General features: G+C 71.3%; 14 protein-coding genes. 4 read left to right on the top strand and 10 right to left on the bottom strand.

The window, feature by feature from the left end; all coding sequences use genetic code 11:
• Positions 1-168: 168 nt before the first annotated feature.
• Entirely contained in the window at positions 169-1,344 is a 1,176-nt protein-coding gene (locus tag ACZ7MX_RS11670; protein WP_472131783.1) for a cytochrome P450, read from the bottom strand.
• Positions 1,345-2,471: 1,127 nt separating this feature from the next.
• On the opposite strand from ACZ7MX_RS11670, the gene ACZ7MX_RS11665 reads away from it, so the two are divergent.
• Positions 2,472-2,993: a MarR family winged helix-turn-helix transcriptional regulator gene (locus ACZ7MX_RS11665; protein WP_472131394.1), complete on the top strand. Its 522-nt coding sequence runs from the start codon at positions 2,472-2,474 to the stop codon at positions 2,991-2,993.
• A gap of 500 nt (positions 2,994-3,493) precedes the next feature.
• Here ACZ7MX_RS11665 and ACZ7MX_RS11660 read toward each other — a convergent pair whose 3' ends face one another.
• The 5 genes from ACZ7MX_RS11660 to ACZ7MX_RS11640 form a co-directional block, all read right to left on the bottom strand.
• A complete protein-coding gene (locus ACZ7MX_RS11660) occupies positions 3,494-4,663 on the bottom strand; it encodes an SPFH domain-containing protein (RefSeq protein ID WP_472131393.1) in 1,170 nt (389 codons plus the stop codon).
• Positions 4,664-4,672: 9 nt separating this feature from the next.
• The gene (locus ACZ7MX_RS11655) at positions 4,673-4,924 is read right to left on the bottom strand and encodes a hypothetical protein (RefSeq protein ID WP_472131392.1); all 252 of its coding nucleotides are present in this window, start codon (positions 4,922-4,924) and stop codon (positions 4,673-4,675) included.
• Between the two features lie 212 nt (positions 4,925-5,136).
• Positions 5,137-5,829, bottom strand: coding sequence for a peroxiredoxin-like family protein (locus ACZ7MX_RS11650; RefSeq protein WP_472131391.1), 693 nt, complete (start codon positions 5,827-5,829; stop codon positions 5,137-5,139).
• Complete coding sequence (locus ACZ7MX_RS11645; protein WP_472131390.1) at positions 5,826-6,440, bottom strand: TetR/AcrR family transcriptional regulator; 615 nt, start codon at positions 6,438-6,440, stop codon at positions 5,826-5,828. The genes ACZ7MX_RS11650 and ACZ7MX_RS11645 overlap by 4 nt, the downstream gene beginning before the upstream one ends.
• A 437-nt stretch (positions 6,441-6,877) precedes the next feature.
• A complete protein-coding gene (locus tag ACZ7MX_RS11640; RefSeq protein WP_472131389.1) occupies positions 6,878-7,720 on the bottom strand; it encodes a methyltransferase domain-containing protein in 843 nt (280 codons plus the stop codon).
• A gap of 98 nt (positions 7,721-7,818) precedes the next feature.
• Here ACZ7MX_RS11640 and ACZ7MX_RS11635 point away from each other — a divergent pair, with 98 nt between their 5' ends.
• Positions 7,819-9,525, top strand: coding sequence for an aminotransferase-like domain-containing protein (locus tag ACZ7MX_RS11635; protein ID WP_472131388.1), 1,707 nt, complete (start codon positions 7,819-7,821; stop codon positions 9,523-9,525).
• A 259-nt stretch (positions 9,526-9,784) separates the two neighbouring features.
• On the opposite strand, the gene ACZ7MX_RS11630 is transcribed toward ACZ7MX_RS11635, so the two are convergent.
• Complete coding sequence (locus tag ACZ7MX_RS11630) at positions 9,785-10,246, bottom strand: nuclear transport factor 2 family protein (RefSeq protein WP_472131387.1); 462 nt, start codon at positions 10,244-10,246, stop codon at positions 9,785-9,787.
• A 276-nt stretch (positions 10,247-10,522) separates the two neighbouring features.
• Between ACZ7MX_RS11630 and ACZ7MX_RS11625 the strand changes: the two genes are divergently transcribed.
• Complete coding sequence (locus ACZ7MX_RS11625; protein WP_472131781.1) at positions 10,523-11,122, top strand: TetR/AcrR family transcriptional regulator; 600 nt, start codon at positions 10,523-10,525, stop codon at positions 11,120-11,122.
• Between the two features lie 85 nt (positions 11,123-11,207).
• Here the strand turns inward: ACZ7MX_RS11625 and rocD are convergent, their stop codons facing one another.
• The 3 genes from rocD to ACZ7MX_RS11610 form a co-directional block, all read right to left on the bottom strand.
• On the bottom strand, positions 11,208-12,458 hold the full coding sequence (rocD, locus tag ACZ7MX_RS11620; protein ID WP_472131386.1) for an ornithine--oxo-acid transaminase: 1,251 nt from the start codon (positions 12,456-12,458) through the stop codon (positions 11,208-11,210).
• Positions 12,455-13,246, bottom strand: coding sequence for a dimethylargininase (gene ddaH / locus ACZ7MX_RS11615; protein WP_472131779.1), 792 nt, complete (start codon positions 13,244-13,246; stop codon positions 12,455-12,457). The genes rocD and ddaH overlap by 4 nt, the downstream gene beginning before the upstream one ends.
• Positions 13,247-13,498: 252 nt before the next feature.
• The gene (locus ACZ7MX_RS11610) at positions 13,499-13,987 is read right to left on the bottom strand and encodes an Lrp/AsnC family transcriptional regulator (RefSeq protein ID WP_472131385.1); all 489 of its coding nucleotides are present in this window, start codon (positions 13,985-13,987) and stop codon (positions 13,499-13,501) included.
• A 280-nt stretch (positions 13,988-14,267) separates the two neighbouring features.
• Between ACZ7MX_RS11610 and ACZ7MX_RS11605 the strand changes: the two genes are divergently transcribed.
• A complete protein-coding gene (locus ACZ7MX_RS11605) occupies positions 14,268-15,026 on the top strand; it encodes a GntR family transcriptional regulator (RefSeq protein ID WP_472131384.1) in 759 nt (252 codons plus the stop codon).
• Positions 15,027-15,267: the final 241 nt, after the last annotated feature.

Genomic DNA, 15,267 nt, shown 5'->3' with positions numbered 1-15,267 from the left:
AGGTACGGCCGACGGATCGGCAGCCGGATCGCCGGCCGAAGCACTGGCCGAGGTGATGGCCGAAGCGCTAGCCCGAGCGCTAGCCCAAGCGCTGGCCCAAACCACGACCGAAACGAGCGACACACGGGCTCCACGCGCGCCAGCCGACCGGGCGGGCCGTGGTCCGGCTCACCACGCAACCGGCAGCGCGTACACCCCGTAAACCCCCATGTCATGCCGGAAACGGATCTCCTCGAAGGGGACGTCGAGCCGCAGGTCCGGCAGCCGGCGGAGCAGCGTCTCCAGGGCGATCTGCAGCTCCACCCTGGCCAGCGGCTGCCCCAGGCACTGGTGGACGCCGAAGCCGAACGCGACATGACGGCGTGCGTCCCGGCCCACGTCGAGGACATCGCCGCCGGGAAAGACCTCGTCGTCGCGGTTGGCGCTGTTGAGCGTGCACAGCACGCCCTCGCCGGCACGGATGGTGACGCCACCAACGGTGACGTCCTCGGTGGCGAGCCGCGGCAATCCGTTGTGCACGATCGTCAGATAGCGCAGCAGCTCCTCCACGGCACCCTTGATCAGCGACGGATCGTTGCGCAGCCGGGTCATTTGGCCGGGATTACGGAGCAGCGCGAGCGTGGAAAGGGCCGTCATGTTGGCGGTCGTCTCATGCCCGGCGACCAGCAACAACCGCCCCATCGAGGCGATCTCGTCGTCATCGAGCTCGCCCCGGGCGACCAGCCGGCTGACGATCGCGTCGTCCGGCCGCTCACGCTTGGACCGGGCGAGCCGGACCAGGTACTCGTGCAGTTCCTGCTGCGCGGTCCGGATGTCCTCCGGCTCGGACCGGAGGCTGAGCAGGATGCCGCTGCGACGCTGGAAGAACTCATGGTCCTCGTACGGCACCCCGAGCAGCAGACAGATCACCAACGACGGCAGTGGCAACGCGAATTCAGCCACCAGATCCGCCGCACTCCGCCCCTCGGTCATCCGGTCGAGCAACTCGTCCGCGATGCGCTGCACCTCCGGACGCATCGCCTCCACCTTCTTGACCATGAAGTCGGCGGTGAGCATCCGGCGCAGCCGGGCGTGCTCCGGGTCGTCCTTGCGGATGAAGGTGGGATTCTTGGTGACGATTTCCCGCCCCCCGGCCGTGAGGAACGGAAACCCGGGCCGGGTCGCATCCGCACTGAACCTCGGGTCCCCGAGCACCGCCCGCACATCCTGATGCCGCGTCACCAGCCAACACGACGACCCATCCCATAGCCGCGCCCGCACCACCGGCTGCTCCCGCCGCGCCCGCTCCACCCCCGCCGGCGGATCAAACGGACACCCGTTCCCCCGCCCCACCGGCACCACCAGCTCACTCTCACCGCCACTCTCCTTGGAGTCGTTGGCGCTCCCGGGGTCACTGATGGAGTGGGTGATGCCAGTGGGCCGAGAGCTGTGAGTGGCGCCAGCGGGGCCAGCAGTGCCAGTGGTGCCAGTAGTGCCAGCAGTGTCAGTAGCGCTCTGATTGTGGCCAATGCCAGCGGTGCCAGTAGCGCTCTGATTGTGGGCAGTGCCGGTGGTTCCCACGGTTCCAGAGGTGCCGACGTCCCCGGCGGCGCGCTCCCCCTCGATGGGTTCTACGGTCGTCATTCGGCTGGTCCTTCCACGATCGGGACACGGCACTGCCGTGACCAACGGTGCGGGGTGGCGCCATTCCTCGACGGGGCGTTGCAAGCGCACGGCACGACTTCCCGAATCCGGCAACGCGCGCCTGAACTACTTACCTAAGTTAAGCAACTACCGTTCACACGTTAACTCAGCGCCAACTACCGAAGGAAGGAAAGATCCAAGCCTCCCGAAGGTTGGCTCAAAAACGAGACCCCCACCCGATCCTCAGTCCCCCGCGCGGGCGGACCTCGACCCCCGAAACGCCGGCCCGCTCCCCGCAGATGACGCCCGCCGCCCCTCGCCCCCGGCCGCCCCCTCGCGCCCGGCCGCCCCTCCTGCGGCCGACAGGCGCCCCCGCGCCGGACCGGCCCTCCCGCCATGGGTGACAGCAGCCGAGCCCGCACATCCGGCAGGGCGGAACCTCCACACGTGCGCCAGGGCGGAACCTCCATACATGCGCCAGGGCGGCCTGCGCGCTCGGGAGGGCTGAACCGCCGCTCGGGCCACAGGAGTTGAAGCGGGCGCCAACCCAGTAGCGGATCAGGTACGAGACCGATACGGAACCAGGGTGGAACGGGTGCGAGAGCCGGTGCGCCCCGGATGGGAACCGGCTCGGGCGGGGCACGGGAACCGGTACGGACGGGGCCGAGAGCCGGTCCGGCTGGGGGACGAGAACAGGTCCGGCGCAGGGGCCGAGAACAGGTCCGGCGCGGGCACGGGAACTGGTGTGGCGCGGGCACGGGAACCCGTGTGGAAACAGGTACTGAGCAGCGCTGATCCTGGTATGCGGTGAGGGGTTCGGGATTCCCAAGGGCCGCTAAAGTGCCTGCATGCCGGACCCCGGAAGAGACCAGGACCCCACCGCTGCGCTGCAACAGGACCCCACCGCCGCGCTGCAAAGGGTGCTGGCCACGCTGTCCTATCTGCTCACCCGCTCACGGGCTCACGAGCGCCAGGCGACTCAGGCGGGCGTGACGGCGGCCCGCTCCGATCTCTGGCTGTTGATGGCTCTGGAAGACAGCGGGGGTGCCTGCCGGGTCGGTGATCTCGCCGAACTGCTGATGGTCGAGCCGCCTCATGTCACGCGGCAGATCGGCCAGTTGGAGGCGCAGGATCTGGTCGAACGTACCCAGGACTCGCTGGATCGGCGCGCTCGAAAGGTGGCCATCACTCCGCACGGCAAGGCCATCCTCCAGCGTCTCCAGCAGACCAGCCAGGCCGGCCTGCGCGATGCTCTTGCTGACTTCGATGACGCGGACATTGCCGCCACCGTCGCCGTCCTCAACCACCTGGTCGGTTACGCCCGGCACAAGCACGCTGAGGAGGAACGCCAGCGGCGCCGGGGAGCTTGAGGACCTGCCCTGAGGTCCCGCCCTGAGGTGCTACCTCGAGGTTGCTGCCCCGAGGTCCTGCCCTGAGGGTGATGGCGGGCGAAGTGGGGGGCGGGCGCCAGGGGATGGTGCAGGGGGTGGCCCGGCTGGGTGGGAGAGCGCTGGGTGGACTGGGGCGGGGGCGGGGTTCGTTGGCGGTGCGTTCCGCGGGACAGGCTTTTGTGGGGCGGGTGACGCTGGGCGGGGGCTCGGGGTCGCGGGGGGTCGGGTCGGGGCTGGTGGGACGGGCTGGTGGCGGCGTCTTTCTCGGCTGGCGGGGGCCTTTTCCCGGGTGGGTTGGCCTTGCGTGCGCCTCCTTGTTCCGGCAACGACTACGGAGAGTTATTAGTTCCGGATTGAAGGTCACTGATTGTGATGGAGTTGAGGGTAGTTGTTGCCCCGTGGCTGAGGCTGGGTGGGTGGGGCCGGCGTGGGGGTGTAGCCCCGGGCCCTGGTGAGGTGGGTCGGGCCCGGGGCGGGGGTTATTCGATTTCTACGCGGCCGGACGGGGCGGGGTTCGAGGGGGAGTTGGGGGTGGAGGTGGAGGAGGACTTGGTGGGGGATTGGTTGTCGGGGGTGCCGAGGTTGCGGCGGACCGAGTCGAGGATCGTCAGGCCCTGGCCGACGAGGCCGGCGGCGATTTCGCCGAGGCCGTCGGTGCCGTTGAGGACGTTGACGTTGGCGTTGGACAGGCCCGCGGAGGCTTCCTTGACGATCTGCGGGAGCTGGTCGATGAGCATCCTGTCCAGGGCCACGCGGTCGTACGAGGCGGCGGCCTCCGCCTGGATCTTCATGCGCTGGGCCTCGGCCGTGGCCAGGAGCTTGATGCGCTCGGCCTCGGCCTCGGCGGGCTTGACGACCTCGGCGACCAGTTCCTGCTGGCGCAGCTGGGCGCGGCGTTCGGCGAGCTCGGTCTGGGCGGCGAGGACCTCTTGCTGCGCGTGGGCCTGGGCAAGCGGGCCGGCCTGGGCGGCACGGGCCTGGGCGCGGTCCACCTCGGCGGAGTACTCGGCCTGGACGACCGCGGTCTGCCGGTTGTACTCGGCCTGATTACGGGCGGCCTCCTGCTGCGCCTCGACCGCAGCCTGGGTGGCCTGGGCCTGGGCGATCTGGGCCTGGCGCTGGATGGCGGCCTTGTGCGGGGCGGACATCGCCTCGATGTAGCCGGTGTCGCCGTCGTCGATCGACTGGATCTGCAACGAGTCGACGATCAAGCCGATCTTGGCCATCTCTGTCTTGGACGTCTCCAGCACCTCGGTGGCCAGCTTCTGGCGTTCGGTGACGATCTCCTCGACCGTCATCGAACCGATGATGGAGCGCAGGTGGCCGGCGAAGATCCGGCCGGTCAGGACCGACATCTGGTCCTGGTCGGACAGGAACCGCTGGCCGGCGTTGACCACGCTCTCGGTGTCGTTTCCCACCTTGAACGCGATCACGGCACGGACGGTGAGCGAGATGCCCTGCCGGGTCACACAGGTCTCGGCGACCTCTGCCTCGCACATCGCCAGGGTCAGGAAGCGCACCTTGCGGAACACCGGCAGCACGAACTTTCCGTGACCGGTCACCACCCGGAATGGCGCGCCGCCCTGTCCACGCCTGCCGCCCGAGATCAGCATGGCTTGATCTGGGGCGGGAACGCGGTAACCGAACATTTCGTCTCCTCAGCCGGCGTTGCCGGCGTCGCCGGGCAACGCGTCCAACGGATCGGTCCACTCCATGACGTCGACCTGGCGATTGCCACGGGACTCGATCACGAGCACGGTTGCCCCTACTGGAAGGGGCTCGGCGGACCAGGCGAGAAAGGCCTCGGAGCCACCCCTGACCCGCACCAGAACCTCACCGGGACCGGCAGCCCCACGAGTGCCGATCAGGAGCACTCCCGTGCAGCCGATCACCGCGTCGTCCTGCACCATAGGCGGCTGCCCTCCCCCGTTACGTTCCTGGAAATTCGACATTAGCGCCCTCGAACGCGGGGGCCTATGGGGGGATGTCGGTGAGTTGGAACGTCGGCTCCCAGGGCCTTTCGGATCTTCCCTTCCGTCGGCAGGGGGGCGGGGAGTGGCCGGAGGGGGTGGAGGGGACTGGTGTCGTGGAAAGGGCGCTGGGGGCGTTCAGCTGGTGGTGCTCAGTGCAGGTGGTCGAGGGCGGTGAGGATGTCGGACGGCTCGGCACGGGCGGTGTAGTCGGTGTCGACGAAGGCCCAGCGGATGGTGGCGTCGCGGTCGATGACGTAGGTGGCGGGCAGCGGGAGCGTGCGGGAATGGCCGCCGTTGACGCGCTGCAGGTCGAAGCCGAGGGAGTCGTAGACGGCCGCCAGGTCGTCGGGCAGGTCGAAGGCGAGGCCGTACTGCTTGGCGGTGTCGGAGCCTATGTCGCTGAGGACGTCGAAGGTGAGGGCGTGCTTCTCGGTGAGGCTGAGGGATTCGTCGGGGACCTGGGGCGAGACCGCAACGAGTCGGGCGCCGCGGGCGGTGATCTCGGGGAGCTGCTGCTGGAGGGCGCGCAGGGCGATGTTGCAGTACGGGCACCAGGCGCCGCGGTAGAAGGTGAGCACGACAGGGCCGGCGGAGAGCAGGGTGTCGAGGGAGCGGGTTTCGCCGGTTGCGGTGGGGAGGGTGAAGAGGGGTGCCGCATCCCCGGCCTGGAGGGCCCGAGCGGCCTGTCCCGAGGCGGCCAGTTCGCGTCCGGCCCGTTCCATCACCTCCCGGGCGGCGGCCGGGAGCTCCGGGTAGCGGGCGCGGAGGAACGCGGTGAGTTCGTCCTGGAGGGGAGTGCGGGAGGCGGAGGACGAGGGGGAAGGCGAGGGGGAGGGGGTCATGGGGTGGGCTCCTGGTGGGTGATGGGCGCGCGGAGGGGCGCGAGGGCGGCGGTGACGGTGTCGGTCAGGGAGCGGGCGTCGGCGCCGGCGCGGGAGCGCAGGTTGACGCCGTAGGCCAGCGTCGCCAGGACGGATGCGGCCGCGTCGAGGTCGGCGGACGGTGTGAGTTGTCCCAGGTCGGCGGCGGTGGTCAGGGCCGCGCGTAGGGCCGACCGGAGTGCGGTGTGGTGGTCTTCGAGCAGGGTGCGGACGCCCGGGTCGGCGCATTCGGGCCCGGCGTAGGCGTTGGTGACCATGCAGCCCCATCCGGCGACCGCTCCCGAGCAACGGATCTCGATCAGGGAGGAGAAGAACTCCTCGATCGCGGTCAGCCCGGAGGAGGTGGAGGCGAGGTGGGCGAAGGCCGGGGTTGAGTGCCGGTCTATGTAGCGGGCGAGGGCCGCCGTGTAGAGCCCGTCCTTGTTGCCGAACGTCGCGTAGAGACTGGACCGGCTCACGCCGGTCGCGGTCACCAGGGCCTGTATGCCGGTGGTCGGCAGGCCCTGGCGCCAGAAGATCTGGAGGGCGTCGTCGAGCACGACGTCGGGGTTGAAGTGCTTGTGGTCGGGCATGGCGGGGCCTGTCGTCGTATCTTGGAACGGTTATTCCAAGATATGTGAACGGACCATGGTTGGCAAGGGAGTTGGGAATCCTGTGGATAACTCCGTGCGGCTGGGGTTGGGGTGGTGTGAGTGTGCGGGTGGGGCTTGGGAGGAGCGAGGGAGAGGGGCGATTCGGCAACGGGGAGGGGAGAGGGGAGAGGGGGGAGGGGGAGGGGTTAGTTGGTGGTCGTCTCGTCGTCGTCCGGGCGGGGCGGCCGCCGTGGCTGTCCGCGATGTGTAGGGCGTTGTCGAGCGCGAGCGTGGCCCGCTTGGGCATCACGCGGAGGGTGGGTGTTCCTGCGGCGGGATCGTCCGATCCCGCTTCGGGGATGACCTTGGTGGTTGGGGCCTATCCGGGCGTGGGTCACCGGGTGTCCACCACCTTCCGGTGCAGTCCGTGGCGGCGGTCAAGGCTGGGGCTTGAGGGCCGTTGCCTTGAAGAAGGTGTAGTGGAAGGTGCCGTCGGGGCCGGTGGTGCGGTGGAGGTCGGTGATTCCGCGGTTCCAGGCGGCCGTGGTGGTGAGCCCGGCCGACAGCGCCTCGTCGCGTACGGATTCGATCATGGCGATGAAGGTCTTGCGGGTGAAGCCGTCCACCAGGGCTGGGCGGCTGGCGTCGGCGTAGACCGTGCGGGGGCGCACGGTGATCGCGGCGAACTCCGCTTCTGTGAGCAGGGGGTGTAGTGCGCGGCCGATGAGGGCGTTGCCGCCGGCCGCGGACTGGAGGCGTACTTGCAGGTCGATCACCGCCTGTGCGTGGCGACTGGCCGGGTGGAAGAGCGCCGAGCCGTGGTCGCCCTCGATGACGGTGAGGGTGCCGCCGGGCCGTAGGACGCGGCGTAGTTCGGCCAGCGCTTGTGCCGGGTCCCGGAGGTGTTCCAGGACGAAGCAGGCGAAGGCGTGGTCGAAGGAGGCGTCGGAGTAGGGGAGTTGGCGCAGGTCGGCGTGGTGCCAGGTGGCGAGGGCGGTGGGGGCCTGGGCCGTCATGTGGGCGCGGGCCTGGGCGAGTGACTCCTTTGAGCGGTCGACGGCGACGATCTGCGCGCCGGGGCTGCTGCGTACGAGGTGTACGGTCTGCGCGCCCACCCCGCAGCCGGCCTCCAGTACGCGGCTGCCGGGTTCGTAGGCCGTACCGGCGTGCAGCAGTGCAGCCAGGGTTTCGGCCTGGTCACCGAGGCGCCGGGCCTCCCGGGGCGAATAGCCGTGTACGTAGGGGGAGTTGGCGGAGCGGGCGTGGTTCTTGGTGGGCATGGGGACAGCGTGGCGCGGACAATGGATCGGTGAACAGGTCCAAAGGCGGGGCGGCTGAGGGGTCCATAAAGGCGGCGGGGACCTCTGATTTTCTTCAGATGGACATCGGGGAGGCGCCGGTCGGGGGCCGGGCCGACTGGCTGGCGCGGCGGCTGCGGGAGGCGATCGCGGACGGGCGGCTGCCGGTCGGGAGCAGGTTGCCGGCGACCCGGCTGCTCGCCGCTGACCTGGGGGTTTCGCGGGGTGTGGTGACCGAGGCGTACCGGCGGCTGGGGGAGGACGGGCAGCTGGCGGGGCGGGGGAGGGGCGGGACGGTGGTCGTGGCGGCGCCGGTGATGGCGCCTGGGGGTGGTCCTTCGGCCAGTCCGGCGGCCACCTCTTCGGCCGACCCGTTGGCTGTCCCAGGGGCCGACCCAAGGGGCGACGCAATGGGCGACGCCGTGGCCCGCCCAGTGGCCGGTCTGGTGGGTGAGGTGGCGGGCGAGGTGGGGCCGCCGGAGCCGTTCGCGTCCTGGGCCGGGGCGGGTATCGGGGTAGGCATCGGGCTGGGCGGCGGGTCGTTGGGCGTGGGGCCTGGTGTGGCGGGGCTGGGCGTCGGAGCGGATATCGGGCCCAACGTTTTCGATGTGCTGCGGGCGGCGCCTGCGCGGATCGATCTGTCGCCGGGCGTACCGGATCTTGCCGCGTTTCCGCGGACGGCCTGGCTGAGGGCCGAGCGGGAGGTGCTCGCCGGGTTGCCGGCCGCCGGGTTCGGTTACGGGGATCCGCGGGGTGCGCCCGCGCTGCGGCGGGCGGTCGCCGCCTGGCTGGCGCGCTATCGGGGGATCGCGGTGGATCCGGAGGAGGTGATCATCACCGCCGGTACGGCGCAGGCGCTCGGGCTGGTCGCGCAGGTGCTGCGGGGCGCGGGCGTCCGGGAGATCGCGGTGGAGGATCCGGGGTCGCTGGGGGCGCGGCAGCATCTGCGGTACTGGGGTGTGGCGACGCCGCCGGTGGGAGTGGACGAGGAGGGGGTGCGGGTGGAGGAACTGCGGGCGAGCGGGGCGCGGGCGGTGTTGCTCACGCCGGCGCACCAGTTCCCCACCGGCGTGGTGCTGGGCGGCGCGCGGCGGCGGGAGCTGATGCGCTGGGCGGCGGAGGACGGCGGGCTGATCATCGAGGACGACTACGACGCCGAGCACCGCTACGACCGCCCGCCGGTGGCCGCGTTGCGCTCACTCCTTCCCGAGCAGGTCTGTTACGCGGGCAGCGTTTCCAAGCTGCTCGCGCCCGCGCTGCGGGTGGGCTGGCTGCTGGCGCCGCCGGCGTACCGGGAGGCACTGGTCGACGCCCGGCGGTTCGCGGACCTCGGCAACGCCGTGCTGCCGCAGTTGGTGCTGGCGCGGCTGATGGAAACGGGTGAGCTGGAGCGTCGGCTGCGGTGGGTGCGGCGGCGCCACCGTCAGCGCCGGGACGCCATGATCACCGCGGTCCGACGCCACCTGCCCGGCGCGACCGTGCGCGGCGCGGCAGCGGGACTCCACCTGACGCTCACGTTCGGGGACGCGGCCGCTGCGGCCGACATGGCCGCTGCGGCCGCTGCGGCCGACGTGGCTGGGGTAGCTGACGGGGAGTGGGCGGCGGCTGCGCTTGAACGGGGCGTCAAGGTGCAGCCGTTGGCCTGGCATCGGCAGCGGGCGGGTGCGCCGGGGCTGGTGCTCGGCTATGCGGCGCGTACGGCGAGGGAGATCACGGAGGGGGTGGCTGCGCTGGGGGAGGTGGTGGCCCACGTCGCGGGTGGCTCACGCCGCGGGCGGACACCATAAACACCGCGGCGCACCGCACCGCACCGTGCCGCACCCGCCGTGCCGCGCCGCACCGCGCCGTGACTTGCTGCGCCTGGCCTGCCTCCCTGCCTCCTCTTATCCGGCAACGATTACGGAGTGTGATTAGTTCCACCCTGAGAGTAGCAGAAAGTTATGGCGGCGGGGGGTGGAGTTGGGAGAGGTGGAGTGGGGCGGAGTGGGGCGTGAAGCTCACCAGGGAAGTCGCAGGGAAGCCGCGGGAAAGTTGCAGGGGAGTGGGTCAGGCGAAGGGGAGGAGGGTGCCCTTTTCGTGGGGTGGGCGGGGGCCGAAGATGCGGCGGGCGGATTGCTGGATGGGGACGTCGTGGATGCCGGCCTCGCGGCGGCGCATCAGGCCGTGCTCGTCGAACTCCCACAGTTCGTTGCCGTAGCTGCGCCACCACTGGCCGTCGGTGTCATGGCTCTCGTACTGGAAGCGGACCGCGATGCGGTTGTCGTGGAACGACCAGAGTTCTTTGCGCAGTGAGTAGTCCAGCTCGCGGGCCCACTTCTGGCGGAGGAAGGCGATGATCTCGTCGCGGCCCTGGAGGAAGGTGTCACGGTTCCGCCAGATCGAGTCCTCGGTGTAGGCGAGGGCCACCCGCTCAGGGTCGCGGGTGTTCCAGGCGTCCTCGGCGGCCTGGACCTTCTGTAGGGCGCTCTGCTCGTCGAACGGGGGGAAGGGTGGGCGGGGTGATGTCATGGCGCACTCCTCTCAGGGCGAGGGGGAGAACGGGCGTTCTCTGGATGGGTGTCGGTTAGTCTAGAGAACGATCGTTCTCCTCGCTACCGGACTCTCCGCTACGGGACTCTCCGCTACAGGATTTCTCGATCGGCCCTAGTCGCGACGAACCGCCTGGACGTGCCCATGCAGCAGAAGGAAGCCCGTACGACTCACGGCGAGGCCTGTACGGCTCACGGCGGAGCCCGGGCGGCTGGCGACGGTGTCCGTACGGCTCAGGACGACGCTCGGGCGCGGATACTCGATGCCGCGGAGGAGCTTTTCTACGGGCGCGGTGTCCAGGCTGTCGGGATGGACGAGCTGCGGGCCGCCGCGGGGGTTTCGCTCAAGCGGCTCTACCAGTGCTTTCCGGCCAAGCAGGATCTCGTCGAGGCGTATCTGCGGCGGCGGGATGCGCGGTGGCGGGCGGCGCTCGCGGAGTACGTGGACGCGCACGGTGAGGGGCCGGCGGAGCGGGTGCTGGCGGTCTTCGACTGGCTGGCGGAGTGGTTCGCGGAGCCGGGCTTCCGGGGGTGTGCCTTCCTCAACTCGTTCGGGGAGTTGGGGGCCACGTCGGAGGAGGTCGCGCGGGCCGCGCGGGAGCACAAGCGGGCGCTGGTGAGCTACCTGGGCGGGCTTGTGAGTGACCTGCCAAGTGATCTGCCGAGTGGCGTGCCGAGTGGGCCTTCGGGCCCGCAACGCTCTCTGCTCGCCGGCCAGTTGGCGCTGCTCGTTGACGGGGCGATCAGTGCGGCCGCCGTCGCGGGGGAGGCGGGGGCGGCACGACAGGCGCGGGCCGCCGCCGAAATCCTGCTGGCGGCGGCCCGTTCGGACAGCGCGGAGGCGGCGGCCCCGTAGCGGCGACCCCATAACGCCGGCTCCGTAGCGGCGACCCCGTAACGCCGGCTCCGTAGTGCCCACCCCACTCCCTGGTGCCCGGCCCCTATCCCAACGCCCGTTCCAGCCCCGCCAGGGCCGAGGACAGTTCCTCCTCGGTGATGGTCAGGGGCGGGGCGAGGCGGATGGTGGAGCCGTGGGTGTCCTTGACCAGGATGCCTTCGGCCAGGAGGCGTTCGCTGATCTCGCGGCCGGTGCCGAGGGCCGGGTCGATGTCGACGCCGGCCCACAGGCCGCGGGCGCGGAAACCGGTGACGCCCTTGCCGGTGAGGGCGGCCAGGCCGGTGCGCAGCTGGGCGCCGAGGTCGGCGGCACGGCGCTGGAACTCGCCGGTGGCGAGCAGTTCGACGACGGCCGAGCCGACCGCGGCCGCGAGCGGGTTGCCGCCGAAGGTGGAGCCGTGCTGGCCGGGGCCGAGGACACCGAGGACCTCGCGGCGGGCGACGACGGCGGAGACCGGGACGATGCCGCCGCCGAGTGCCTTGCCGAGCAGGAGGACGTCGGGGACGACGGATTCGTTCTCGACGGCGAGGGTGGTGCCGGTGCGGCCGAGGCCGGACTGGATCTCGTCGGCGATGAAGAGGCAGCCGGTCCGCCGGGTCAGTTCGCGGACGCCGGTCAGATAGCCCTCGTCGGGGATGATGACGCCGGCCTCGCCCTGGATGGGCTCGATGAGGACGGCGGCCGTGGTGTCGTCGACGGCGGCTTCGAGGGCGGCGAGGTCGTTGTAGGGGACGGCGCGGAAGCCCGGGGCGTAGGGGCCGAAGCCGGTGCGGGCGGTGGCGTCGTCGGAGAAGCCGACGATGGTGGTGGTCCGGCCGTGGAAGTTGCCGTGGGCCACGACGATGGTCGCGCGGTCGGCCGGGACGCCCTTGACGTCGTAGGCCCATTTGCGGGCGACCTTGATGCCGCTCTCGACCGCCTCGGCGCCGGTGTTCATCGGCAGGACCATGTCCAGGCCGGTCAGTTCGGCGAGGGCCTCGGCGAAGCCGGCGAGCTGGTCGTTGTGGAAGGCACGGGAGGTGAGGGTGAGCTGGTCGAGCTGGCGGTGTGCGGCTTCGATGAGGGCCGGGTGGCGGTGGCCGAAGTTGAGGGCGGAGTAGCCGGCGAGCATGTCGAGGTAGCGGCGGCCCTCGACGTCCTCGACCCACACGCCCTCGGCGCGGGAGACCACTACGGGCAGCGGGTGGTAGTTGTGGGCCAGGACCGGGCCCTCGGCGCGGATCAGCTCGGCCGACGAACGGGGCGCACGGGCCGGGGCCGTGGGGGTCGGGACGGTGCGGACGGGTGCGGTCATGAGCGGATCTCCTGGGTGCAGCACTTGATGCCGCCGCCGGCCTTGTGGAACTCCGAGAGGTCGACGGGGACGGGGACGTAGCCGCGGGCGGCGAGCTGGTCGATCAGGGCGGTGGCCGGTGGTGCGACGAAGACGTGCCGGCCGTCGGAGACGGAGTTGAGGCCGAACGTCATGGCGTCGTCCCGGGTGGCGAGCACGGCGCCGGGGAACAGTCGGCGCAGTACCTCGCGGCTGCCGGAGGAGAAGGCGCCGGGGTAGTAGGCGATCTCCGCGTCGCCCGTGGCGGGGTCCTCGGACAGGACGAAGAGCGCGGTGTCGAGGTGGTAGAAGTACGGGTCGACCAGCTGCAGGCCGATGGTCGGGACGCCGAAGAACTCCTGGACCTCGTCGTGGGCCGCGCGGGCGGTGCGGAAGCCGGTGCCGGCGAGGACGTAGCGGCCGGCCGGGACGAGGTCGCCCTCGCCCTCGCAGAGGGCCACGGGCCGGTACACGTCGTAGCCGGCGGCCTTGAACCAGGTCTCGTACTCGGTGGCCTCCGGGCGGCGCTGCGGGGCGTGGAACTGCGAGCCGAAGACCCGGCCGTTCACGACGAGCGCGGAGTTCGCGGCGAAGACCATGTCGGGCAGGCCGGGCACCGGCGGCACGGTCTCGACGGTGTGGCCGTGCGCGCGATAGGCGTCGACCAGCGCCGCCCACTGGCGGGCGGCGAGGGCGGTGTCGACCTGCGCGCCCTCGTGCATCCAGGGGTTGATGGCGTAGCGCACGTCGAAGTGGCGGGGCTCGCACATCAGGTACCGGCGGGGGCGCGCCGTGCGGGCCGCTGCCGGCGGGATCGGGGTGCTCGCGCTGCTGGTGGCAGTACTGGTCGGCACAGAAGTATCCCTTCCTCTCCGGTGAGGCAGGTGGGTGGGCGCGAGCGGTGAGGTGTGACAGAGGGTCACCGATCGCCCACCCGGGGGAATACCACGGTAAGGAAGGGTGGATTCCGGCCACAAGCAACAAATGCTGCGTGTGCGAGCAGGAATCCTGCGTCGTTCTGCTCAGGCGCGCTCGTTCGCTGCTTGGGCACCGGCCTCCGGGGCGTCCGGGAGGAGGTGGGAGAGGACCATGTAGCTGATCGTCTTCCGGATGAACGGTTCGGTGCGGATGCGCTCCAGGACCTCCTCGAAGTGCTCGACGTCGGTCGCCCGCACGTGCAGCAGGGCGTCGGCGCCGCCGGTGACGGTCATGGCCGCGGCGATCTCCGGGTGGTTGCGGACGACCTCGGCCAGCCGGCGGGGCGGTGCCGCGCTGTCGCAGTACACCTCGACGTAGGCCTCGGTCAGCCAGCCCAGGGCGGCGGGGCGGACGGTGGCGGAGAAGCCGGTGATCACGTTGTGTTCGCGCAGCCGGTCCACCCGGCGTTTGACCGCGGTGGAGGACAGCCCGATGGCCGTCCCGATCTCCGCGAAGCTCGCCCGGCCGTTGTCGATCAGCGCCGCGATGATCTTCCGGTCGAGGTCGTCGAAGGGCACGGCCTTGTGGGTCACTGCGGGACCTCCCTGTCCGTCCGGGTACTGGGTGAGCGGGTGATCGCCGGACGCCGTGCGCGGGTGCGTGCCCCATGGCGTGCGCGGGTGGCCGCCGGGCAGTGCGCACGGTATGCGTGATCGCCTCACGGTAGCGGTCCGCGGGCGGCGGGCGGTGGCGCAGCCCCGGGCCGGGCCCGCAAACCGGCAGTTCAGGAATCTGTGCAGGTCAGGTGGGGTGGCGTAACCTCGCGGCAACGCCGTTCGCCTAGCGTCGCGGGCGGCGGGAGGAGGGCTGCGGATGGCGGCGGAACAGGGCCGGCGGGCGGATCAGGCGCGCCGGGTGGCGCATGTGCTGCGGGGCCAGGTGCTGCGCGGGGCGTTCCCGGGCGGGGTGCTGCCGGACGAGCGGGCGCTGGTGGCCGAGTTCGGTACGTCGCGGAACACCGTGCGGGAGGCGTTGGGGCTGCTGCGGGACGAGGGGCTGGTGGAGCGGCGCCGGGGGGTCGGCACCGTGGTGGCCGGGCGGACGTACCAGCATCCTCTGGGGGAGCTGTCCGGGCTGGCGGAGGTGCTGCAGCGGCACGGCGTGGTCGTCAACGAGGTGCGGGAGGCGCGCAGCGTGCGGCCGCCGTTGGCGGTGGCCCGGCGGCTGGGGCTGGCGGAGGGGGCGGCGGCGGTCTATCTGGAGCGGCTGCGGCGGGTGGACGGGGCGCCGTTGTCGCTGGACTGCACGTATCTTATTCCGGAGGTCGGGGAGCCGCTGCTGGCGCGGGGGCGGGCGACGCTGGAGCGGCATGACGTCTTCGATCTGATCGAGCGGGTGGCGGGGACGCCGCTGGGCCGGGCGGAGGTGTCGGTGCGGGCGGTGGTCGCGGATCCGGCGACGTGCGAGGTGCTGGCGATGCCGGAGGGCGGGGCGGTGCTCGCGGTGGAGCGGCTGACCCGGCTGGCCGACGGGCGGCCGGCGGACCTGGAGTTCATCCATCTGCGGGGGGACCGGCTGACGCTGCAGGCCACGCTGGACCGGGCGCGGGACGCCGACTCCGTTGTGGAGTGAGCGGGTGGCGGCCGCGCCGGGGCGGCGCGGGGCGCTGACCGTCGCGATGTGCCTGTGCGTCAGCCTGGTCGTGGCGGCGGCGGCCGGCCGGGTCCGGTGCCGGTGGGCGGCAGCGTGCTGTTCACCGGGGGGCTGCTGGCCCCTAGTACTGCAACCGCATGTGGTGTAACCGTGTGGGCCGGGGCTCGTTGGTGTGACTGTGTGAGAAGTCGCTGACGGTTGAGCAGATCGAGTCGTGGTC

This window comes from Streptomyces sp. NPDC107765, assembly GCF_055657085.1.
The sequence above is the reverse complement of the archived record's forward strand: the minus strand, read 5'-3'. Positions and strand labels throughout refer to the sequence as shown.